This window comes from Sinosporangium siamense (genome assembly GCF_016863435.1).
GTDB classification, from domain to species: domain Bacteria; phylum Actinomycetota; class Actinomycetes; order Streptosporangiales; family Streptosporangiaceae; genus Sinosporangium; species Sinosporangium siamense.
In genome coordinates, this window is the sequence record NZ_BOOW01000017.1 from 1 (window position 1) to 15,627 (window position 15,627).

General features: G+C 67.4%; 16 protein-coding genes. 7 read left to right on the forward strand and 9 right to left on the reverse strand.

Annotation, left to right across the window (positions count from 1 at the left end):
• Nucleotides 1-71: 71 nt before the first annotated feature.
• Nucleotides 72-1,043: a hypothetical protein gene (locus tag Ssi02_RS13230; protein ID WP_204025357.1), complete on the reverse strand. Its 972-nt coding sequence runs from the start codon at nt 1,041-1,043 to the stop codon at nt 72-74.
• A 228-nt stretch (nt 1,044-1,271) separates the two neighbouring features.
• Between Ssi02_RS13230 and Ssi02_RS13235 the strand changes: the two genes are divergently transcribed.
• From Ssi02_RS13235 to Ssi02_RS13245, 3 genes are read left to right on the forward strand one after another with little or no spacing between them, the layout of a single operon-like run.
• Complete coding sequence (locus tag Ssi02_RS13235; protein WP_204025359.1) at nt 1,272-3,446, forward strand: sensor histidine kinase; 2,175 nt, start codon at nt 1,272-1,274, stop codon at nt 3,444-3,446.
• Nucleotides 3,439-4,077 (forward strand): response regulator, encoded by a 639-nt coding sequence (locus tag Ssi02_RS13240; RefSeq protein WP_204025361.1) that lies wholly within the window; start codon nt 3,439-3,441, stop codon nt 4,075-4,077. The genes Ssi02_RS13235 and Ssi02_RS13240 overlap by 8 nt, the downstream gene beginning before the upstream one ends.
• A 52-nt stretch (nt 4,078-4,129) precedes the next feature.
• Complete coding sequence (locus tag Ssi02_RS13245) at nt 4,130-4,681, forward strand: NUDIX domain-containing protein (RefSeq protein WP_204025363.1); 552 nt, start codon at nt 4,130-4,132, stop codon at nt 4,679-4,681.
• A 37-nt stretch (nt 4,682-4,718) separates the two neighbouring features.
• Here Ssi02_RS13245 and Ssi02_RS13250 read toward each other — a convergent pair whose 3' ends face one another.
• The gene (locus Ssi02_RS13250; RefSeq protein ID WP_204025365.1) at nt 4,719-5,600 is read right to left on the reverse strand and encodes a phenylalanine 4-monooxygenase; all 882 of its coding nucleotides are present in this window, start codon (nt 5,598-5,600) and stop codon (nt 4,719-4,721) included.
• Between the two features lie 166 nt (nt 5,601-5,766).
• On the opposite strand from Ssi02_RS13250, the gene Ssi02_RS13255 reads away from it, so the two are divergent.
• On the forward strand, nt 5,767-6,279 hold the full coding sequence (locus Ssi02_RS13255; protein ID WP_239128879.1) for an Lrp/AsnC family transcriptional regulator: 513 nt from the start codon (nt 5,767-5,769) through the stop codon (nt 6,277-6,279).
• Nucleotides 6,280-6,354: 75 nt separating this feature from the next.
• Here Ssi02_RS13255 and pstB read toward each other — a convergent pair whose 3' ends face one another.
• From pstB to pstS, 4 genes are read right to left on the reverse strand one after another with little or no spacing between them, the layout of a single operon-like run.
• On the reverse strand, nt 6,355-7,131 hold the full coding sequence (gene pstB / locus Ssi02_RS13260) for a phosphate ABC transporter ATP-binding protein PstB (RefSeq protein ID WP_204025368.1): 777 nt from the start codon (nt 7,129-7,131) through the stop codon (nt 6,355-6,357).
• An 11-nt stretch (nt 7,132-7,142) separates the two neighbouring features.
• The gene (gene pstA / locus Ssi02_RS13265) at nt 7,143-8,015 is read right to left on the reverse strand and encodes a phosphate ABC transporter permease PstA (protein WP_239128880.1); all 873 of its coding nucleotides are present in this window, start codon (nt 8,013-8,015) and stop codon (nt 7,143-7,145) included.
• Between the two features lie 28 nt (nt 8,016-8,043).
• A complete protein-coding gene (pstC, locus tag Ssi02_RS13270) occupies nt 8,044-9,015 on the reverse strand; it encodes a phosphate ABC transporter permease subunit PstC (protein ID WP_204025370.1) in 972 nt (323 codons plus the stop codon).
• Between the two features lie 6 nt (nt 9,016-9,021).
• Nucleotides 9,022-10,128 carry a phosphate ABC transporter substrate-binding protein PstS gene (gene pstS / locus Ssi02_RS13275; protein WP_204025371.1) on the reverse strand — a complete coding sequence of 369 codons (1,107 nt, stop codon included), beginning with the start codon at nt 10,126-10,128 and terminating at the stop codon, nt 9,022-9,024.
• Nucleotides 10,129-10,370: 242 nt separating this feature from the next.
• Between pstS and Ssi02_RS13280 the strand changes: the two genes are divergently transcribed.
• Nucleotides 10,371-10,853, forward strand: coding sequence for a low molecular weight protein-tyrosine-phosphatase (locus tag Ssi02_RS13280; RefSeq protein WP_275410664.1), 483 nt, complete (start codon nt 10,371-10,373; stop codon nt 10,851-10,853).
• Between the two features lie 134 nt (nt 10,854-10,987).
• Here the strand turns inward: Ssi02_RS13280 and hisN are convergent, their stop codons facing one another.
• The gene (hisN, locus tag Ssi02_RS13285; protein ID WP_204025373.1) at nt 10,988-11,791 is read right to left on the reverse strand and encodes a histidinol-phosphatase; all 804 of its coding nucleotides are present in this window, start codon (nt 11,789-11,791) and stop codon (nt 10,988-10,990) included.
• Between the two features lie 117 nt (nt 11,792-11,908).
• On the opposite strand from hisN, the gene Ssi02_RS13290 reads away from it, so the two are divergent.
• A complete protein-coding gene (locus tag Ssi02_RS13290) occupies nt 11,909-12,385 on the forward strand; it encodes a DUF4442 domain-containing protein (protein ID WP_204025375.1) in 477 nt (158 codons plus the stop codon).
• A gap of 24 nt (nt 12,386-12,409) precedes the next feature.
• Here the strand turns inward: Ssi02_RS13290 and rsgA are convergent, their stop codons facing one another.
• Both rsgA and aroA read right to left on the reverse strand, forming a co-directional pair.
• Nucleotides 12,410-13,426 (reverse strand): ribosome small subunit-dependent GTPase A, encoded by a 1,017-nt coding sequence (gene rsgA, locus Ssi02_RS13295; protein WP_373870132.1) that lies wholly within the window; start codon nt 13,424-13,426, stop codon nt 12,410-12,412.
• Nucleotides 13,396-14,673: a 3-phosphoshikimate 1-carboxyvinyltransferase gene (aroA, locus tag Ssi02_RS13300; RefSeq protein ID WP_204025377.1), complete on the reverse strand. Its 1,278-nt coding sequence runs from the start codon at nt 14,671-14,673 to the stop codon at nt 13,396-13,398. Before aroA ends, rsgA begins: the two co-directional genes overlap by 31 nt.
• A 44-nt stretch (nt 14,674-14,717) precedes the next feature.
• On the opposite strand from aroA, the gene Ssi02_RS13305 reads away from it, so the two are divergent.
• Entirely contained in the window at nt 14,718-15,461 is a 744-nt protein-coding gene (locus Ssi02_RS13305) for an SOS response-associated peptidase (protein ID WP_204025379.1), read from the forward strand.
• Nucleotides 15,462-15,627 lie beyond the last annotated feature (166 nt).

The following is a 15,627-nucleotide window of genomic DNA, read 5'->3' on the forward strand; positions in this document are numbered from 1 at the left end:
TTTTCAAGAAGGGCCATCCCGATGGGATGGCCCTTCTTCTATTTCCAGGGTCTTTACCGGAAGCCCGTAAGTCACGTCTCCTGAGAAACGCAACTCGCAGGCGGTCTCCGCATATAAGACACGCCGAATGTGCTGTCCCCAAGAAGGCCGGCCGTCGTGTGGCAGTAGACGTCGACGGTGAGCCGCGGCGGTGCACTGTAATCGTTAATGGTGCCCAAGTGGCAGTACCTCCCGTCCGTGGCCGTCGAGGTGACCTGGACGTTCCCGAAGAGGATCCCCACGTTCTGCCAGGTGACCCGATACCAGCCCGTCCCGATGCGCTCGACGGTAGGTGTCTCCCCGGTGACGCTGTACGAGCGGCCGGTGTCGATGGCCGGCCCCGCCGTCACCGTCGTGTACGCCGCCGCGTCCCCGCCGACGCTGTACGACAGCAGCCACTTGGCATCCACCAGTGCCCCGGTCGAGATCGCGTAGCACGAGACCGGAATCTCCAACGCCCCTCCGGCCGCCGTCCCGGCTTGGGCCGAGCACCGTGCCCCCGTCGCCTCGTAGGCCGTCAGCTTGATGTGTCCCGTCCCCGACACGAACGACGCCCCGGGGATGACCGCCCGATACTGTCCTGTGCTGTCGCGGACCACGCTGTTGGTCTGCCCGTCGGAGTTGAACGTCCCGGAGTTGGGCTGGGTCCCGGTGTGGTGGACGGTCGCGTAGGCATAGTTGATCGCCGTGGGTGCGGTGAAGTGCACGGTGAACCACCAGTCCACCGGCGCCCCGTTCTCGTCGTAGCACTGGACCTCGACCAGCTCGTCCGCCCCGGACGGCCCGTATCCGGTCACGGCGCACGTCCGCCCCCGATAGTGGGTGCGATAGGCCGTCACGTGGACGATGCCCGTGCTGGAGGCGACGCCGGGTAACCGTACCTCGTATGCCCCTGTGCCGATACGAGTGACGGTCGCGCCTGTGCCGCCGGTGCTCCACTGGCTGTTGACGGATATGGCGGTCGGAACCCCGATAGGTGCCTCCGCCGCGGTGGCCTTGTTCACATACGCGTAGGCCCATTGAGGTGTGGGGGAGGTCGTGGCCGAGGCGGCGGTAGAAATGGGTGTAAACGGCATTAGGGCTAATAGGAGGACAATTGCCCAGCGTAATTGCGCCATGGGCACATGGTGTGGATCGGGTGCTCCCAATGTCATGGGTGTGCCATTCCCAGCCTCCCGGGAATTCTTCCCGACCTTATGGCTTATGCCGTACCGGACGGCAATCATGGGGATATGCCCGCATCGGAACGCTCGCCCGTGTTCCTGTTGCTGGCGGTTTTCCTGCTCGGTGTCGCGCTTGTCGGTGTGCGTGTGGCGACTCCGGCGGACGACGTCTTCATCAACCGGGGCAAGGTGCTGTGGCCCGACAGCCGGCTGACCGTGCAGTGGCCGACGGTCGAGGGGCTCGCGCCGGGCAGTGAGATCCTCCGCGTCGAGGGCCGTCCGCCCGCGGACTGGGTGGTCCACGCCGGCCGTTTCCCCACCCCGGTCGACAAGGTCACCTATCTCGTCAAAGATCCCAACGGACTCCTCCGTACGGTGACCCTCCCCTTACGCCCCTATCCGGTGGCTCGTCAGGTGGCGGCGAACTGGCCGGCGATCGTGTGGGTCGTCACCTTGGCACTGGTCAGTGCCTTCCTGGTTCACCGTCGGCCGAAAGCGCCGGCGGGGAGGCTGCTGGCCTGGTGTTCGGCGTTTCAGGCGGTGGCCTCCGTCTCGTGGATGTTCGGGTTCGGCGCCAGTGACCTGACCAGCCCGGCCTACACGGCGGCCTGGCTGCTCAGCGGGATCGCCTATCAGATGTTGTGGGCCTGCGGCATGCACTTCGCGCTGGTCTTCCCGCGGCGGCAGGCGCTGGTGGTGCGTTTCGGCTGGATCGTGCCTGCGGTCTACCTGCTGCTTCCCGTGATCCGGGTGGCCGGCGCGGTCGCGGAGGGCTCGTTTGTGGCGCTGCTGTCCCCCTCGCCGGCGGAGCAGATCGTCCCGGCGGTGCTGCTGGTGGTTTTCCTCTTCCTGGGCTACCGGGCCTCGGCGGAGACGCCGCTGCGTGGGCAGGCTCGCCTGGTCGGGTTGGTCATCGGGGGTGCGATCGCGGCCTTCACCGGCCTGGTGATCGTGCCGGACGCGATCACGGGCGTACCGCTGCTGGCGCCGCCGTTGCAGCCGCTGCTCTTCCTGCCGGTCCCGGTCACCATCATCGCCGCGGTGCTCAAACACCGCATGCTGGACATCACCGTGGTGGTGAACCGGTCGGCGGTCTGGTTGACGATGACAGTGGTGGTCATCTGTGGATATGCCGCGGTGGTGGCCCTGTCGAGCCTCTTGTTCGCGCGGTGGTTCCACCCCGTGTCGTCGGTGATGGCCAGTGGGGTGGTCGCCCTCATGTTCCAGCCGATCAGGGAGAGGGTCCAAGCCGTGGTCAATAAGTGGACTTATGGCGAACGCGATCCCTATCGCCTCGCCAACCGGCTCGCCCGGCGGATCGAGCGGGCGCAGACGCCCGCCGAGGCCCTGTCGGAGGCGGTGCGGCTCATCGGCACGCAGCTGCGCCTCCCTGCGGTCGCCGTCGAGCTGCCCGACGGCACCTACGTCGGCAACGGCCAACCGCGGAGCCCGGAACCCGTGGCGCTGACCTATCAAGGTACGGCTGTCGCCTCGCTCCTGGTCGACTGGCCACCGGGACGCGGGCCGTCCGCACTGGACCGGGAGTTGCTCGACCTGCTGGCGCCCCAGCTCGGGGCCACCGCATATGTCGCCAAGCTGACAGCCGACGTGCGCCGCTCACGGGAACGGCTGGTGCTGGCCCGCGAGGAGGAGCGCCGCCGCATTTACCGCGATCTGCACGACGGCACCACGGCGACGCTCGCGGCGACCGCGCTGCATCTCCAGCTCGCGCAGAACGCCCTGGCCCCCGAGCAGGAGGGCCTGCGCGAGACGCTCGGGCGGCTGGTCGCCGAGACCCTCTCGGTGGCCGACGTGGTCAGCCGCGTGATGCACAACCTCAGCCCGCCCGTGCTCTATGAGCTCGGACTGGTCAGGGCACTGGAGGAGAAGGCGATCACATTCAGCGGGCAGAACGGCCCGGTGATCTCCCTATCCGCCGACGACCTGCCGCCTCTGCCGGTCGGTGTGCAGGTCGCGGTGTTCCGGATCGCGGTCGAGGCGATGTTGAACGTCGTACGGCACGCCTCGGCGCGGCGTTGCACCGTGCGCCTGACCTTCGACGGGGCGTTGTGCCTGCGGGTCAGGGACGACGGGGCGGGGTTGCCGGTGCCGTTCGAAGCGGGGTCGGGAGTGCGGTCGATGCGTGAGCGGGCGGCTGAGCTGGGGGGATCGTGTCTGATTCATCCGGCGCAGGGTGGAGGCACCGAGCTGGTGGCGATCATCCCGGTGAGCGGCCATGAGTGAGCCGTTCAGCGTGGCGATCGCCGACGACCATCCGGCCTTTCTTGAGGGGCTCAAGCTGGTGGTGTCGAATTCGCCCGGAATGCGGCTGGTGGGTATGGCGACGACAAGCGCCGGGATCGTCGCCCTGGCGACAGAGTTGCGGCCGCAGGTGGTCGTGATGGACATTCGTATGCCGGATTTCTCAGGCATCGAGGCGACGGCGCAGATTGTGGAGAGCTGTTGTGCGACGCGGGTTATGATCCTCAGCAGTTTCGACAGGGAGGAGTATGTCGTCTCGGCGATCCGGTCGGGTGCCAGCGGTTATCTGCTGAAGACGTCACCGCTGCCGGAGTTGGTGCAGGCCATCATGGCTGTCGCCGCCGGTCAGCTCATCTTCGGGACGGGCATCGCGGCCCAGGTGGCGGGGCATTTCCGCCGGCCTGGCCCCGCCGTACAGTTTCCACGGCTGACCAACAGGGAGAGGGAGATTCTCGCACTGGTCGCCGCCGGATTCCGTAATGGTGAGATTGCTCGGCAGTTGGAGATCAAGCCGAAGACCGTGCAAAACCACCTGTCCAACATTTTTGCCGAGTTGGGGGTCGCCGATCGGGCGGAGGCCATCGAACTCGCTCGTGAGGCCGGCTTGGCTTGAGGGGCTTGACGCAGGGGGCAGGTGTTTTTTGTCCCCGATTAAGGGGGTTTTTATGACGTGGACGGTTCATGGCAGCCGCCCTGTCTATCGCAGCGACTGGGTGAATCTCGACCTGCTCGACGTGGAGATGCCGGACGGCCAGAGGATTGAGCAGAATGTCGTCCGCATGGTCCGCCCCGTGGCCGCCGGCGCCGTGGTGGTGGGGGATCGGGTGTTGCTCATGTGGAGATATCGGCATGTGACCGGTTCACGGGGATGGGAGATCCCCATGGGCCGGGTGGAGGCAGACGAATCCCCGGTGGAGGCCGCCGCGAGGGAGATCGAGGAGGAGACCGGCTGGCGGCCCGGTCCCTTGACGCTGATCGCGGCCTCAGAGCCGTCGAACGGCACCGTCGACAGCGTGCACTATCTGTTCAGAGCGGATTCGGCGCAGCACATCGGGCCGCCGGTGGACATCACGGAGGCCGAGCGCATCGAGTGGGTGCCGCTCGCGAACATTCTGGGCCTCGTGGCGGAGGGACGGATCGTCAGCGGTCCGACATTGATCGCGCTGCTCCACGTGCTGGCCGAGCGGGCCGGGCAACGCGAGGTGCCCGTGCTCTAGGCCCCGTGCTCTAGGCCCCGCGTTCCAAGCCTCGTGCTCAGGCGGCGGTGAGGCGGGCGATGCTGTCGTCGTCGCAGGTCGCCCAGAAGGTGCCGACGACGTCCTCCAGGTGGTCGAGCGAGTCGGCCCGGAAGAGCACGTCCTGATATTTGGTGATGTCGTAGTGCGTGGTCCCCATCATGGCCAGGTCCAGCGGACGGATGTCCATGCCCCGGAACTCCTCGATCTCCCCGTAGGAGGACAGGATGCCCGCGCCGTACGCCCGCAGCTCGCCCCTCTCCTGCATCACGCCGAACTCCAGGGTGAACCAGAAGATCTTGGAGATGAACTCCAGCGCGTCCTCGCTCTCGACCCGCCGGGCGGCCTGGCCGGCGAGGCGGTAGAGGCGGGAGTAGCGGTCGGAGGCCAGGGCGTTTGCGTGGCCGATGACCTCGTGGATCACGTCGGGTTCCGGAGTGTAGAAGGGCACGGAGTGGTGGCGGATGTACTGCGTCGAGTAGAAGTATCCGTCGGCGAGCACACCGTAGAAGTCGCGGAGCGGCACGAGGCCGGCGGCGGGGAGATACCGGAAGCCGGTGAGCGGGGCGAGGAGGGTGCTGACCTCCTCAAGCTGGGGGATGTGGTCCTTCGGCAGACCTAGCCGCTCGACGGCGTTCAGATACTCGGCCGGGGCGTACTTCTGGTGTTTGGCGGCGAGCTCGCGGCTCACCAGGGCCCAGACCTCGTGTTCCTCGTCGGTGTATTCCGCGACGGGGATGGGATCGCCCGGCACATACCCGATGGCGAGTGCCGCGATGGCGTTGCGGCGTCCGCGGTAGGTCGGGTCCGCCACGCCGGGGTGATCCGCCGAGAGTTCCACGACGACGGAGCCGTCGTCGCGCGTCGAAACCGGTGCAAAGTATTGTGCTTCCTCGAACATAGTGAAATCACAGCAATTCCCGGAATCTATGGCAAGAGCGGCTAGTTCTAGTGGGCAGATCGCGCATCATCGGTCAGCTTTGATCAAGTTATGCTAGGCGATTCGCACACTTGAGTTGGTAAGGGGCGCTTTGCCTGGTCGCCCTGAGCAAGCATGCCCAGGCATCATGAGTCACGCTCATGACACCGGGAGGAAAGGCGAGGGGCGCACGATGATCGACGAGCTGGACAGCCGGCTCCTGGTGACCATGCGGGCCAATCCGAGGGTCGGCCTGACCGAGCTCGCGCGGTTGCTGGGTGTCGCCCGGGGCACCGTGCAGGCCCGGGTGGAGAAGCTCGTGGCGCGTGGGGTCATCACCGACTTCGGCCCCACGATCGATCCCGAGGTGGTGGGCTATCCGATCCTCGGCTTCGTGTCGCTCCAGATCGCCCAGGGCAGGCTGGCCGAGGCGGTGGAGTCGCTGCGCGGGGTGCCGGAGATCCTGGAGGTGTACGGCACGAGCGGGCAGGCCGACCTGTTGTGCCGGGTCGTGGCGCGGGGCACGGCGCACCTTCAGGAGATCATCGCGCTCATCCTGGCGTCCCCCGCGGTGCAGCGGACCGACACCACGATCGTGTTGTCCAACCAGATCTCCTACCGCATCGAACCGCTCCTGAAGGCGGCACCGCAAAGCCCCTGATGCCCCGATGTCGGACAATTGCCGCGCTATGGGGCTCAGGGGCCTGCTGAGCGGTCGAGGAGAGGTAAGGGGCCTCTAGCCAAAGCGACCGGTGATGTAGTCCTCTGTGGCCTTCTCAGATGGGTTGGTGAACATCGCGGATGTCTCGTCCATCTCGACGAGCCGACCGGGTTGCCCCTGCGCCGCCAGGTTGAAGAAGGCTGTGCGGTCGCTGACCCGCGCTGCCTGCTGCATGTTGTGCGTGACGATGACGATGGTGAACTCGTCCTTGAGCTCCGTGATCAAATCCTCGATGGCGAGGGTGGAGATCGGGTCGAGGGCCGAGCACGGCTCGTCCATCAGCAGCACCTGGGGTTTGACGGCGATGCAGCGCGCGATGCAGAGGCGCTGCTGCTGGCCGCCCGAGAGCCCCGCGCCGGGTTTGTTCAGCCGGTCCTTGACCTCGTTCCACAGGTTCGCGCCGCGGAGCGACTGCTCGACGACCTCGTCGGTCTTCGACTTGCTTATCCGTCCGTTGAGACGCAGCCCGGCGGCGACGTTCTCGTAGATGGACATGGTGGGGAAGGGGTTGGGCCGCTGGAAGACCATGCCGATGGTGCGGCGCACGGAGACGGGGTCCACACCCGGCCCGTACAGGTCGTCGCTGTCGAGCATGACCTTGCCCTCGACGCGGGCGCCGGGGATGACCTCGTGCATGCGGTTCAGCGTGCGTAGAAAGGTGGACTTGCCGCATCCGGAGGGGCCGATGAACGCGGTGACGGAGCGCGGCTCGATGGTCATCGAGATGTCCGCGATGGCCTTGTGCGCGCCGTAGTACGCGTCTAGGCCGGAGACCTGGATCTGCTTAGCCATGGTGAGGCCCCTTATCTTCCCCGAGCGGGCGAACGCCAGTAGGCGATCAATCGCGCGACGAGGTTGAGCAGCATGACGATGAGGATGAGGGTGAGAGCACCGGCCCACGCGCGGTCGATGGCGGTGTCGTTGGGCCGCCCCGCCTGGTCGAAGACGAACAGCGGCAACCCCATCTGTGCGTTGGTGAAGGGGTTGGCGTTGATCGAGTCGGTGAAGAAGACCGTGAGCAGCAGGGGCGCGGTCTCACCCGTGACACGCGCGACGGCGAGCATGACGCCGGTGACGATGCCGGTGAGGGCGGTCGGCAGCACGACCTTCACGATCGTGCGCCACTTCGGCACGCCGAGGGCGTAGGAGGCCTCCCGCAGGTCGTCGGGGACCAGCTTGAGCATCTCCTCGGCCGAGCGGACCACGGTCGGCATCATCAGCACCGAGAGGGCCAGGGCACCGGCGAAGCCGGAGTAGTTGAGGTCGAGGAACAGCACCCAGAAGGCGAGGATGAACAGGCCGGCGACCACCGAGGGGATGCCGGTCATGACGTCCACGAAGAACCGGATGGCGTTCGCCAGGCGGCCTTTGCCGCCGTATTCCACGAGGTAGATCGCGGTGAGGATGCCGATCGGCACCGACATGAGGGAGGCGAGACCGACCTGTTGAAGGGTGCCGAGAATGGCGTGGTAGGCACCGCCTCCTGCATCTCTTGGCCCGATGTTCTTCATCGAGCGATAGAGGAAGTCGAAGTCGAAGCGGGCCATGCCGTTCTTGATCACGAGATAGATCACGGAGACCAGCGGGATGACCGCGACGGCGAACGCGAGATAGACCAGGCATCGCACTGTGAGGTCTTTGGCGCGGCGCCCGGTCGAGAGGGTCTGAATGCTCACGGCCGGTCTCCGGTGCTGGCTAGAGAGGTCATGCACTTGCTCCACTGCGCCGAGCGATGATCATGCGTGCGGCCATGTTGACGACCAACGTGATGATGAACAGGACCAGGCCCGAGGCGATCAGTGCGCCCCGGCCGACCTCGCCGGCCTCGGCGAACCCCAGGGCGATGTTGGCCGCGATGCTGTTGCCGTTGGGCCCGAGGATCCCGAAGGTGATGCCGAACGTCGCGGGGAAGATCAGGGCGACGGCGATGGTCTCGCCCATGGCGCGGCCGAGGCCGAGCATGGCCGCGCTCATGACGCCGGGGCGGCCGAAGGGGAGGACCGCCATTTTGATCATTTCCCAGCGGGTGGCGCCGAGTGCGAGAGCCGCCTCCTCGTTCATGCGGGGCACCTGAAGGAAGACCTCGCGGGAGATGGCGGCGATGATCGGGAGAATCATGATCGCGAGCACGATCGCGGCGGTGAGCATCGAGCGGCCGACGACCGGGTCGCCGCTGAACAACGGGAACCACCCGAGATATTCGTTGAGGAACTCCGAGGGGCCCTGCATGAACGGCACGAGAAAGATCACGCCCCAGAGGCCGTAGACCACACTCGGCACGGCGGCCAGCAGGTCCACGACATATCCCAGTGCTCCGGCGATCTTGCGCGGCGCGTAGTGGGAGATGAACAGCGCCACGCCGACGGCGACGGGCATGGCCATGGCCAGGGCCAGGGCGGAGCTCATGATGGTGCCGAAGGCCAGGGCGCCGATGCCGAAGACCGGCGGGGTGTTGTTCGGCGTCCAGAGGAGTTCGGTGAGGAAGGAACTGTTGTTCGCCTGGAGGGCGGGGATGGCCTCCGCGATGAGGAAAACCGCGATGGCGGCCATGATCGCTAGCAGCGTTATCCCGGCGGCGGAGGTGAGGCGTCGAAACGGGCCTTCGCCGCGAGAGCGCCTGAAGGCGGGCCGGTGTGTTTCCGACCCGCTCTGGCGAGTTTCAATGGTTGCAGTCATTGACTCTTAAGAGATCGCTTCCACAGCAGTACGCACCTTGGTGACCACGCTGGCGGGTAGGGGGGCATATCCGAGGGCGGTCAGCGCCTGCTGACCGGCGTCGCTGGAGGTGTAGGCCAGGAAGGACTTCACCAGTGACGCCTGCTCGACCGGCAGACCCTTTTCACACGTGATTTCGTACGTCACAAGGACGATCGGGTAGGCGCCCGAGGTCTTCGTGGCATAATCGATCTTCATCTTGAGGTCGTTGCCCTCGCCGACGATGTCCGCGGCCTCGACCGTCTTCCCGGCGCTCTCCGGGGTGAGTTCGACGAACTCGCCCGCGCCGTTGCCGATCTTGGCCATCTGCAGCTCGGAGTTCTCGGCGTAGGAGAGCTCGACGTAGCTCACCGCGCCCTGGGTGGTCTTGATAGCCTGCGAGATGCCGTCAGACCCCTTCGCGCCGAGTCCCTTGGCCTCGGCGGGCCACGCCTTGGAGGCCTCGTACGGCCACTCCGACGTCGCCTTGAGGAACTTGGTGAAGTTGTCGCTCGTGCCGGACTCGTCGGAGCGGTGGAACGCCTGGATGGCCGTCGAGGGCAGCTTGGCCTGGGGGTTCTCCGCCTTGATGGCCGGATCGTCCCACTTGGTGATCTTGGCGTTGAAGATGCCACTGAGCGTCTTCGGTGAGAGGTTGAGGCCGTCTACACCGGGGAGGTTGTAGACCAGGGCCACAGGGCCGGTAACCATGGGGAGGTTGATGGCCTTGCCGGTCTTGCACCGGGCATTGGCCTTTTCCGGCTCGCCCTTTTCGTCGCTAAGAGCGGAGTCCGAACCGGCCAGGGAGACCGTGCCGGAGATGAACGCCTGGACACCCGCCCCGGAGCCGCTGGGCTGATAATTGATGTTCACCCCGGGATTGGCCTGCTGGAAGGATTTCTTCCATTCGGCGATGGCGTTCGCCTGGGCGGAGGAGCCTGCGGCGTTGATGACGCCTTTCAGTCCGGCGCCCGAGCCCGATGCGGCCGGTGCGGAGCTTGGGGTGCTGCCGCCGGTGTTGTCGTCGGTGCCGCATGCGGCGAGCGAAAGCACCCCCGCGATTGTGGCCACGGCGACCCGGCCTGCGTACTTCACGGTCTTCTTCCTCCCACTTGATCCTCTTGCGCGGAATGTTTCGTCTCCCCGATGTGGCTGACCGGACGCCTGACGTGGTGCCACCCCCGACTCGGACAAACCGGCCAGACGTGCACGGTCGTGCTAGCTGACGAACAATCCTCGCTAAGGACGCTAGGGAGCCAAGGTGACGTGGTTCCCGTGTCAAGGTGAACACAGGGTGAACGTCCAGGGTCACTCCCACGCTGCGGAATCATGGGGTCATGAAGCCATTTCACGTCTGCTTGGTCTGTATGGGAAACATCTGTCGTTCCCCCATCGCCGAAGTGGTGCTCCGTGACACCCTCGCCCGCCACGGCCTCGACGGGCTGGTCACGGTGGACAGCGCGGGCACGGGCGATTGGCACGTCGGCGACCCCATGGACGAGCGGGCCGCCTCTGTGCTCGCCGAACACGGATATGACGGCACACGTCACCGGGCCAGCCACTTTCACGCCAAGAGGTTCCGCGACTGCGACCTGGTTGTGGCCATGGACAGGGACAACCTCCGCAACCTTCTGCGGATCGCCCCCACCGCCTCGGCGGACGTGCGGCTGATGCTGTCCTTCGACCCTGTGGCGGCCGAGGGCGCTGAGGTGCCCGACCCTTACTACGGAGACCGCGAGGACTTCGTCGAGGTCCTCACCATGATCGAAGCCGCCGCCGAGGGTCTCGCCAAATATCTGAAGGACAACCTCGGCGCCTGAGTTGTTCACCGTTCACCTGAATTGGTCCACTGACACGCCGTCGGCGGACCGGACCAATTCTCCAGACGGATCAGCCCTGGAGGTACGGCATGAGCCTGCTCCAGGGCCGAATCAGATGAGACGGGCCGATCAGATCAGATGGGCAGCGTGAGCCGCCCACCACCGAGCCGCTTGAGCACCTCGCTGTGGAGCAAACCGTTGGTGCACACGAGGTTGCCGCCGTCGAGCCCCGGCACACCGGACAGGTCCGTCCAGATGCCGCCCGCCTCCTCGATGATCACAGTGAGGGCGGCCATGTCCCACGGGGACAACTCGGGCTCGGCCGACAGGTCGACCGCACCTTCGGCGACGAGCATGTGAGACCAGAAGTCCCCATAGGCGCGGCTCCGCCAGACACTGCGATTGAGGCCGAGGAACTGGTCGAGGCGGTCGGCCTTCTCCCACTCCTCAAGATCGGAGTAGGAGAGCGAGGCGTCGCCCAGCTTGGCGACCGACGACACGCGGCAACGGGTGGCCTTGGTGAGGCCGCGCCCCGTCCACGCCCCGCCGTCGCGCGCCGCCCACCAGCGCCGGCCGAGAGCGGGTGCGGAGACGACGCCGACGACGACCCGGCCGAGCTCCATGAGGGCGATCAACGTGGCCCAGACCGGGACGCCGCGCACGTAGTTCTTCGTGCCGTCGATGGGATCGACCACCCACGACCGCTGGCCGTATCCCGTCCGGCCGAACTCCTCGCCGACGATCGCATCACGCGGGCGGGTCCGGCGCAGGGTGCCGCGGATGCTCTCCTCCACCGCGCGGTCGGCGTCGCTGACGGGCGTAAGGTCGGGTTTGGTCTCCACGCGGAGGTCCCCGGCTTTGAACCGCCGCATGGTGATGTCATCGGCCGCGTCGGCCATGACGTGCGCGAGGCGCAGGTCGTCGTTGTAGCCCGTCACGGGGAGCAACGCTACCGCGTCGGGAGCAAAGTGCAGGAGTCCGGAGCACGAACCTGGACCTATCCCAGCGAAGATCAAACGCGTGCTTCTTTGGTTACTCGCTAGTAGCATCATGGCATGTCGATTGACGTCGGAGCATTCCTCCAGGCCAGCGTGCCCTTCGTGAACACCCTTGGCATCACCTTCGACCACGTGGGCGACGCCAAGGCCGTCGCGCGCCTGGCCGACCGCCCGGATCTCCACAACCATGTCGGCGGCCCCCACGCCGGCGCCCTGTTCACCCTGGCCGAGACGGCCTCCGGCGCGGTGCTCGTCTCGGTCTTCGGCGACCAGCTGACCAGGGCGACGGCCCTCGCCAAGACCTCCACCATCCGCTACGCCAAACTCGCCAAGGGCGACGTGACCGCGGAGGCCCGCCTGGTGGGCTCCCGCGACGAGGTCGTCACCGCCCTGGACGCCGGCGAACGCCCGGAGTTCGACATCGAGGTCGACATCACCAGGGCAGACGGCGCCGTGGTCACCCAGATGACCATCACCTGGACCCTCCGCCCCCTACGCCTGAGGCCCCCTACGCCTGAGGCCCCCCACGCCTGAGGCCCCCCACGCCTGAGGGCGCGGTCAGTCCTCGTCCGGGGTGCCCTCGCGGCTGGCGAGCAGGCGGCGGAGGGACTGGAGACGGGCGGGGTCGGCCTGGCCGGATTCGACCCAGGCGGGGAGGGCACACTCCTCGCCCAGGTGGTTGCACCCCTTGGGGCAGTGGACGGTGCTTGGGGACAGATCGGGGAAGGACGCCAGCACCGTCTCCACCGAGACGTGGGCGAGCCCGAAGCTCCGCACGCCGGGCGTGTCGATGATCCAGCCGCCCTCGGGAAGCTCCAGCGCCACCGCCGAGGTGGAGGTGTGACGGCCGCGCCCGGTCACGGGATTGACGTGGGCCACGGCCCGGTCGGCGTCGGGGACGAGGGCGTTGACCAGAGTGGACTTGCCGACCCCCGAGTGGCCGACGAGCACGCTGACCCGGCCGTCGAGCGCCTCACGCAGGGCGTCGAGGGAACCGCCCTTCTGCACCACGACGTACGGCACGCCCAGCGGGGCATAAAGGGCCACGAACTCATCGGGCGGCGCCAGGTCCGCCTTCGTCAGGCAAAGCAGCGGGTCGATCTCCGCGTCGAACGCGGCCACCAATATCCGGTCGATCATGCGCGGACGCGGCTCGGGATCGGCCAGAGCGGTGACGATCACCAGTTGGTCGGCGTTGGCGACGACGGGACGCTCCACGTCGTCGGTGTCGTCCGCCGTACGGCGAAGCATGGATGTCCTGGGCTCCACCCGGACGACCCTGGCCAGCGAGTCGGGCCGCCCCGACACGTCCCCCACGAGCGCGACCCGGTCGCCGACCACGATGCCCTTGCGGCCGAGCTCGCGGGCCTTCATGGCGACGATCGTCTCCCCGGTCGAGGCCGTCAGGCACGTGTAGCGCCCCCGGTCAACCCCCACGACGAAGCCGGCGACGGCGTTTTCGTGCGCGGGCCTGCGCCGGGTCCGCGGCCGGGACCCTTTGCCCGGCCGGACCCTGACGTCGTCCTCGTCGTATTCCCGCCTTCTCAGCGGTCGCCCCCCAGCATCCGTGCCCACATGTGGGCGAACTCCGGAAGGGTCTTGCCGGTCGTCGCGATGTTCTCCACCTGGATCCCCGGCACGGCGAGGCCGATCACCGCGCCGGCGGTGGCCATGCGGTGGTCCTCGTAGCTGTGGAACACCCCACCCGACAGGGGCCTCGGGGTGATGGCGAGCCCATCCTCGGTCTCCCGCGCGTCGCCGCCGAGCCGGTTGATCTCGGCGGCCAGCGCGGCCAGCCGGTCGGTCTCGTGGCCGCGCAGGTGGGCGATGCCCCGCAGCCTGCTCGGCGAGTCCGCGAGCGCGGCGAGCGCGGCGAGCGTGGGGGTGAGCTCGCCGACCTCACGCAGGTCGGCGTCGATGCCCGACACACGGCCCGTACCGGTCAGCACCAGCCCCTCCCCCCTCAACTCGACGGTCGCCCCCATCTCCGACAGCAGGCCCCGCAGCTGATCGCCGGGCTGCGTCGTGCGCTCGGGCCAGCCGGGAATCGTCACCGAGCCGCCCGTGATCATCGCCGCGGCCAGGAACGGCGCGGCGTTCGACAGGTCGGGCTCCACCGTATAGTCCCTGGCCGCGATCGGGCCTGGCTCCACCCGCCACGTGTCGGGCTCGGAGTCGTCGACCGTCACCCCCGCCTCGCGGAGCATCAGCACGGTCATGCGGATGTGCGGCGCCGACGGCACCGGCGGCCCGGCATGTCGCACGGTGACACCCTTCTCGAAGCGCGCCCCGGCCAGCAGCAGCCCCGAGATCAACTGGGAGGAGGCCGACGCGTCGAGCGTCACCTCGCCCCCTGCCACAGGACCCCGCACCGTGAACGGCAGCGCCTCGCCGTGCACCTCCGCCCCGAGCACCCGCAGCGCCCCGAGGATCGGCCCCATCGGCCGCTTGCGCGCGGCCGGATCGCCGTCGAAGAAGACCTCGCCGTCGGCGAGCGCCGCCACCGGCGGCACGAACCGCATCACCGTCCCCGCGAGCCCCGCGTCGATTCGCGCGCCGCCGCGCAGCGGGCCCGGCGTGATCGTCCAGTCGACGCTGGAAGCGCTCTCGTTGTACGGCGTGAGCCCCGCCCCCAGCGAGCGGAGGGCGTCGGCCATGAGATCCGCGTCACGGCTGCGCAGCGCCAGCCGTACGGTGCCGGGTGCCTCGGCGAGCGCGGCGAGCGGCAGGGCGCGGTTGGTCACCGACTTGGAGCCGGGCAGGGGAACCGTCGCGTCGACGGGATCTGCGGCAAGGGGCGCGGGCCACAACGGAGCGGACATGACGAAAAGCCTACCGTTGCATACGGCCGTGGCAGGGTGGGTGTATGTGTGGAAGATACGCGTCGGCGCGTGAGAAGCATGAGTTGCTGGAGGAGTTCCAGGTCGAACTCGACGGCGCCGCGGACGCGGAACTCGCTCCCGATTACAACGTGGCGCCCACCAAGAATGTGTACGCCGTGCTGACCAGGATTCCGAAAGAGACCGACCACGCCGTGCGGCAACTCAGAGTGCTGAGGTGGGGTCTTGTCCCGCCGTGGGCGAAGGATCCGTCCGCCGGCTCGAAGATGATCAACGCCAGGGCCGAGACCGTGGCCGAGAAACCGGCCTATCGCAAGGCGTTCGCGCAGCGCCGGTGCCTCATCCCGGCCGACGGCTTTTACGAGTGGTACCAGGAGGACAGGACCAAGAAGAAGAAGCAGCCCTTTTTCATTCACCCCAGGGACGGGGGAGTGATGGCCATGGCCGGGCTGTACGAGTTCTGGAAGGACCCCACCAGGGCGGCGGAGGACCCGCTGCGGTGGCTCACCACATGCACGATCATCACGACCGAGGCCGAGGACGACATCGGCCACATCCACCAGCGCATGCCGATGATCATCAAGCGCGACCACTGGGACGACTGGCTCGACCCGCTTCTCACCGACCCGGGCGACGCTCTGCGGTTGCTTGTCCCGCCGGAGCCGGGCGGGCTGGAGGCGCGCCGGGTGTCGACCGCGGTGAACGACGTCCGCAGGAACGGGCCGGAGTTGCTGGATGAAGTGTCGGAAGAGGAGACCCCTCTCTTTTGACGGGTGCGTCTCTTTTTTTGATGGGCGCGGCGATGGGCGCGGCGATGGGCACGCCTGAACGGTGACCCCGCCAATTGACGTGTGAAAAGAAGACGGCGGCGGCCCGACGCGCCTATTCGGGTCGTCGGGCCCGCCGTCCAAGCAGGCGAGTCGGCAGGCAGGAGAC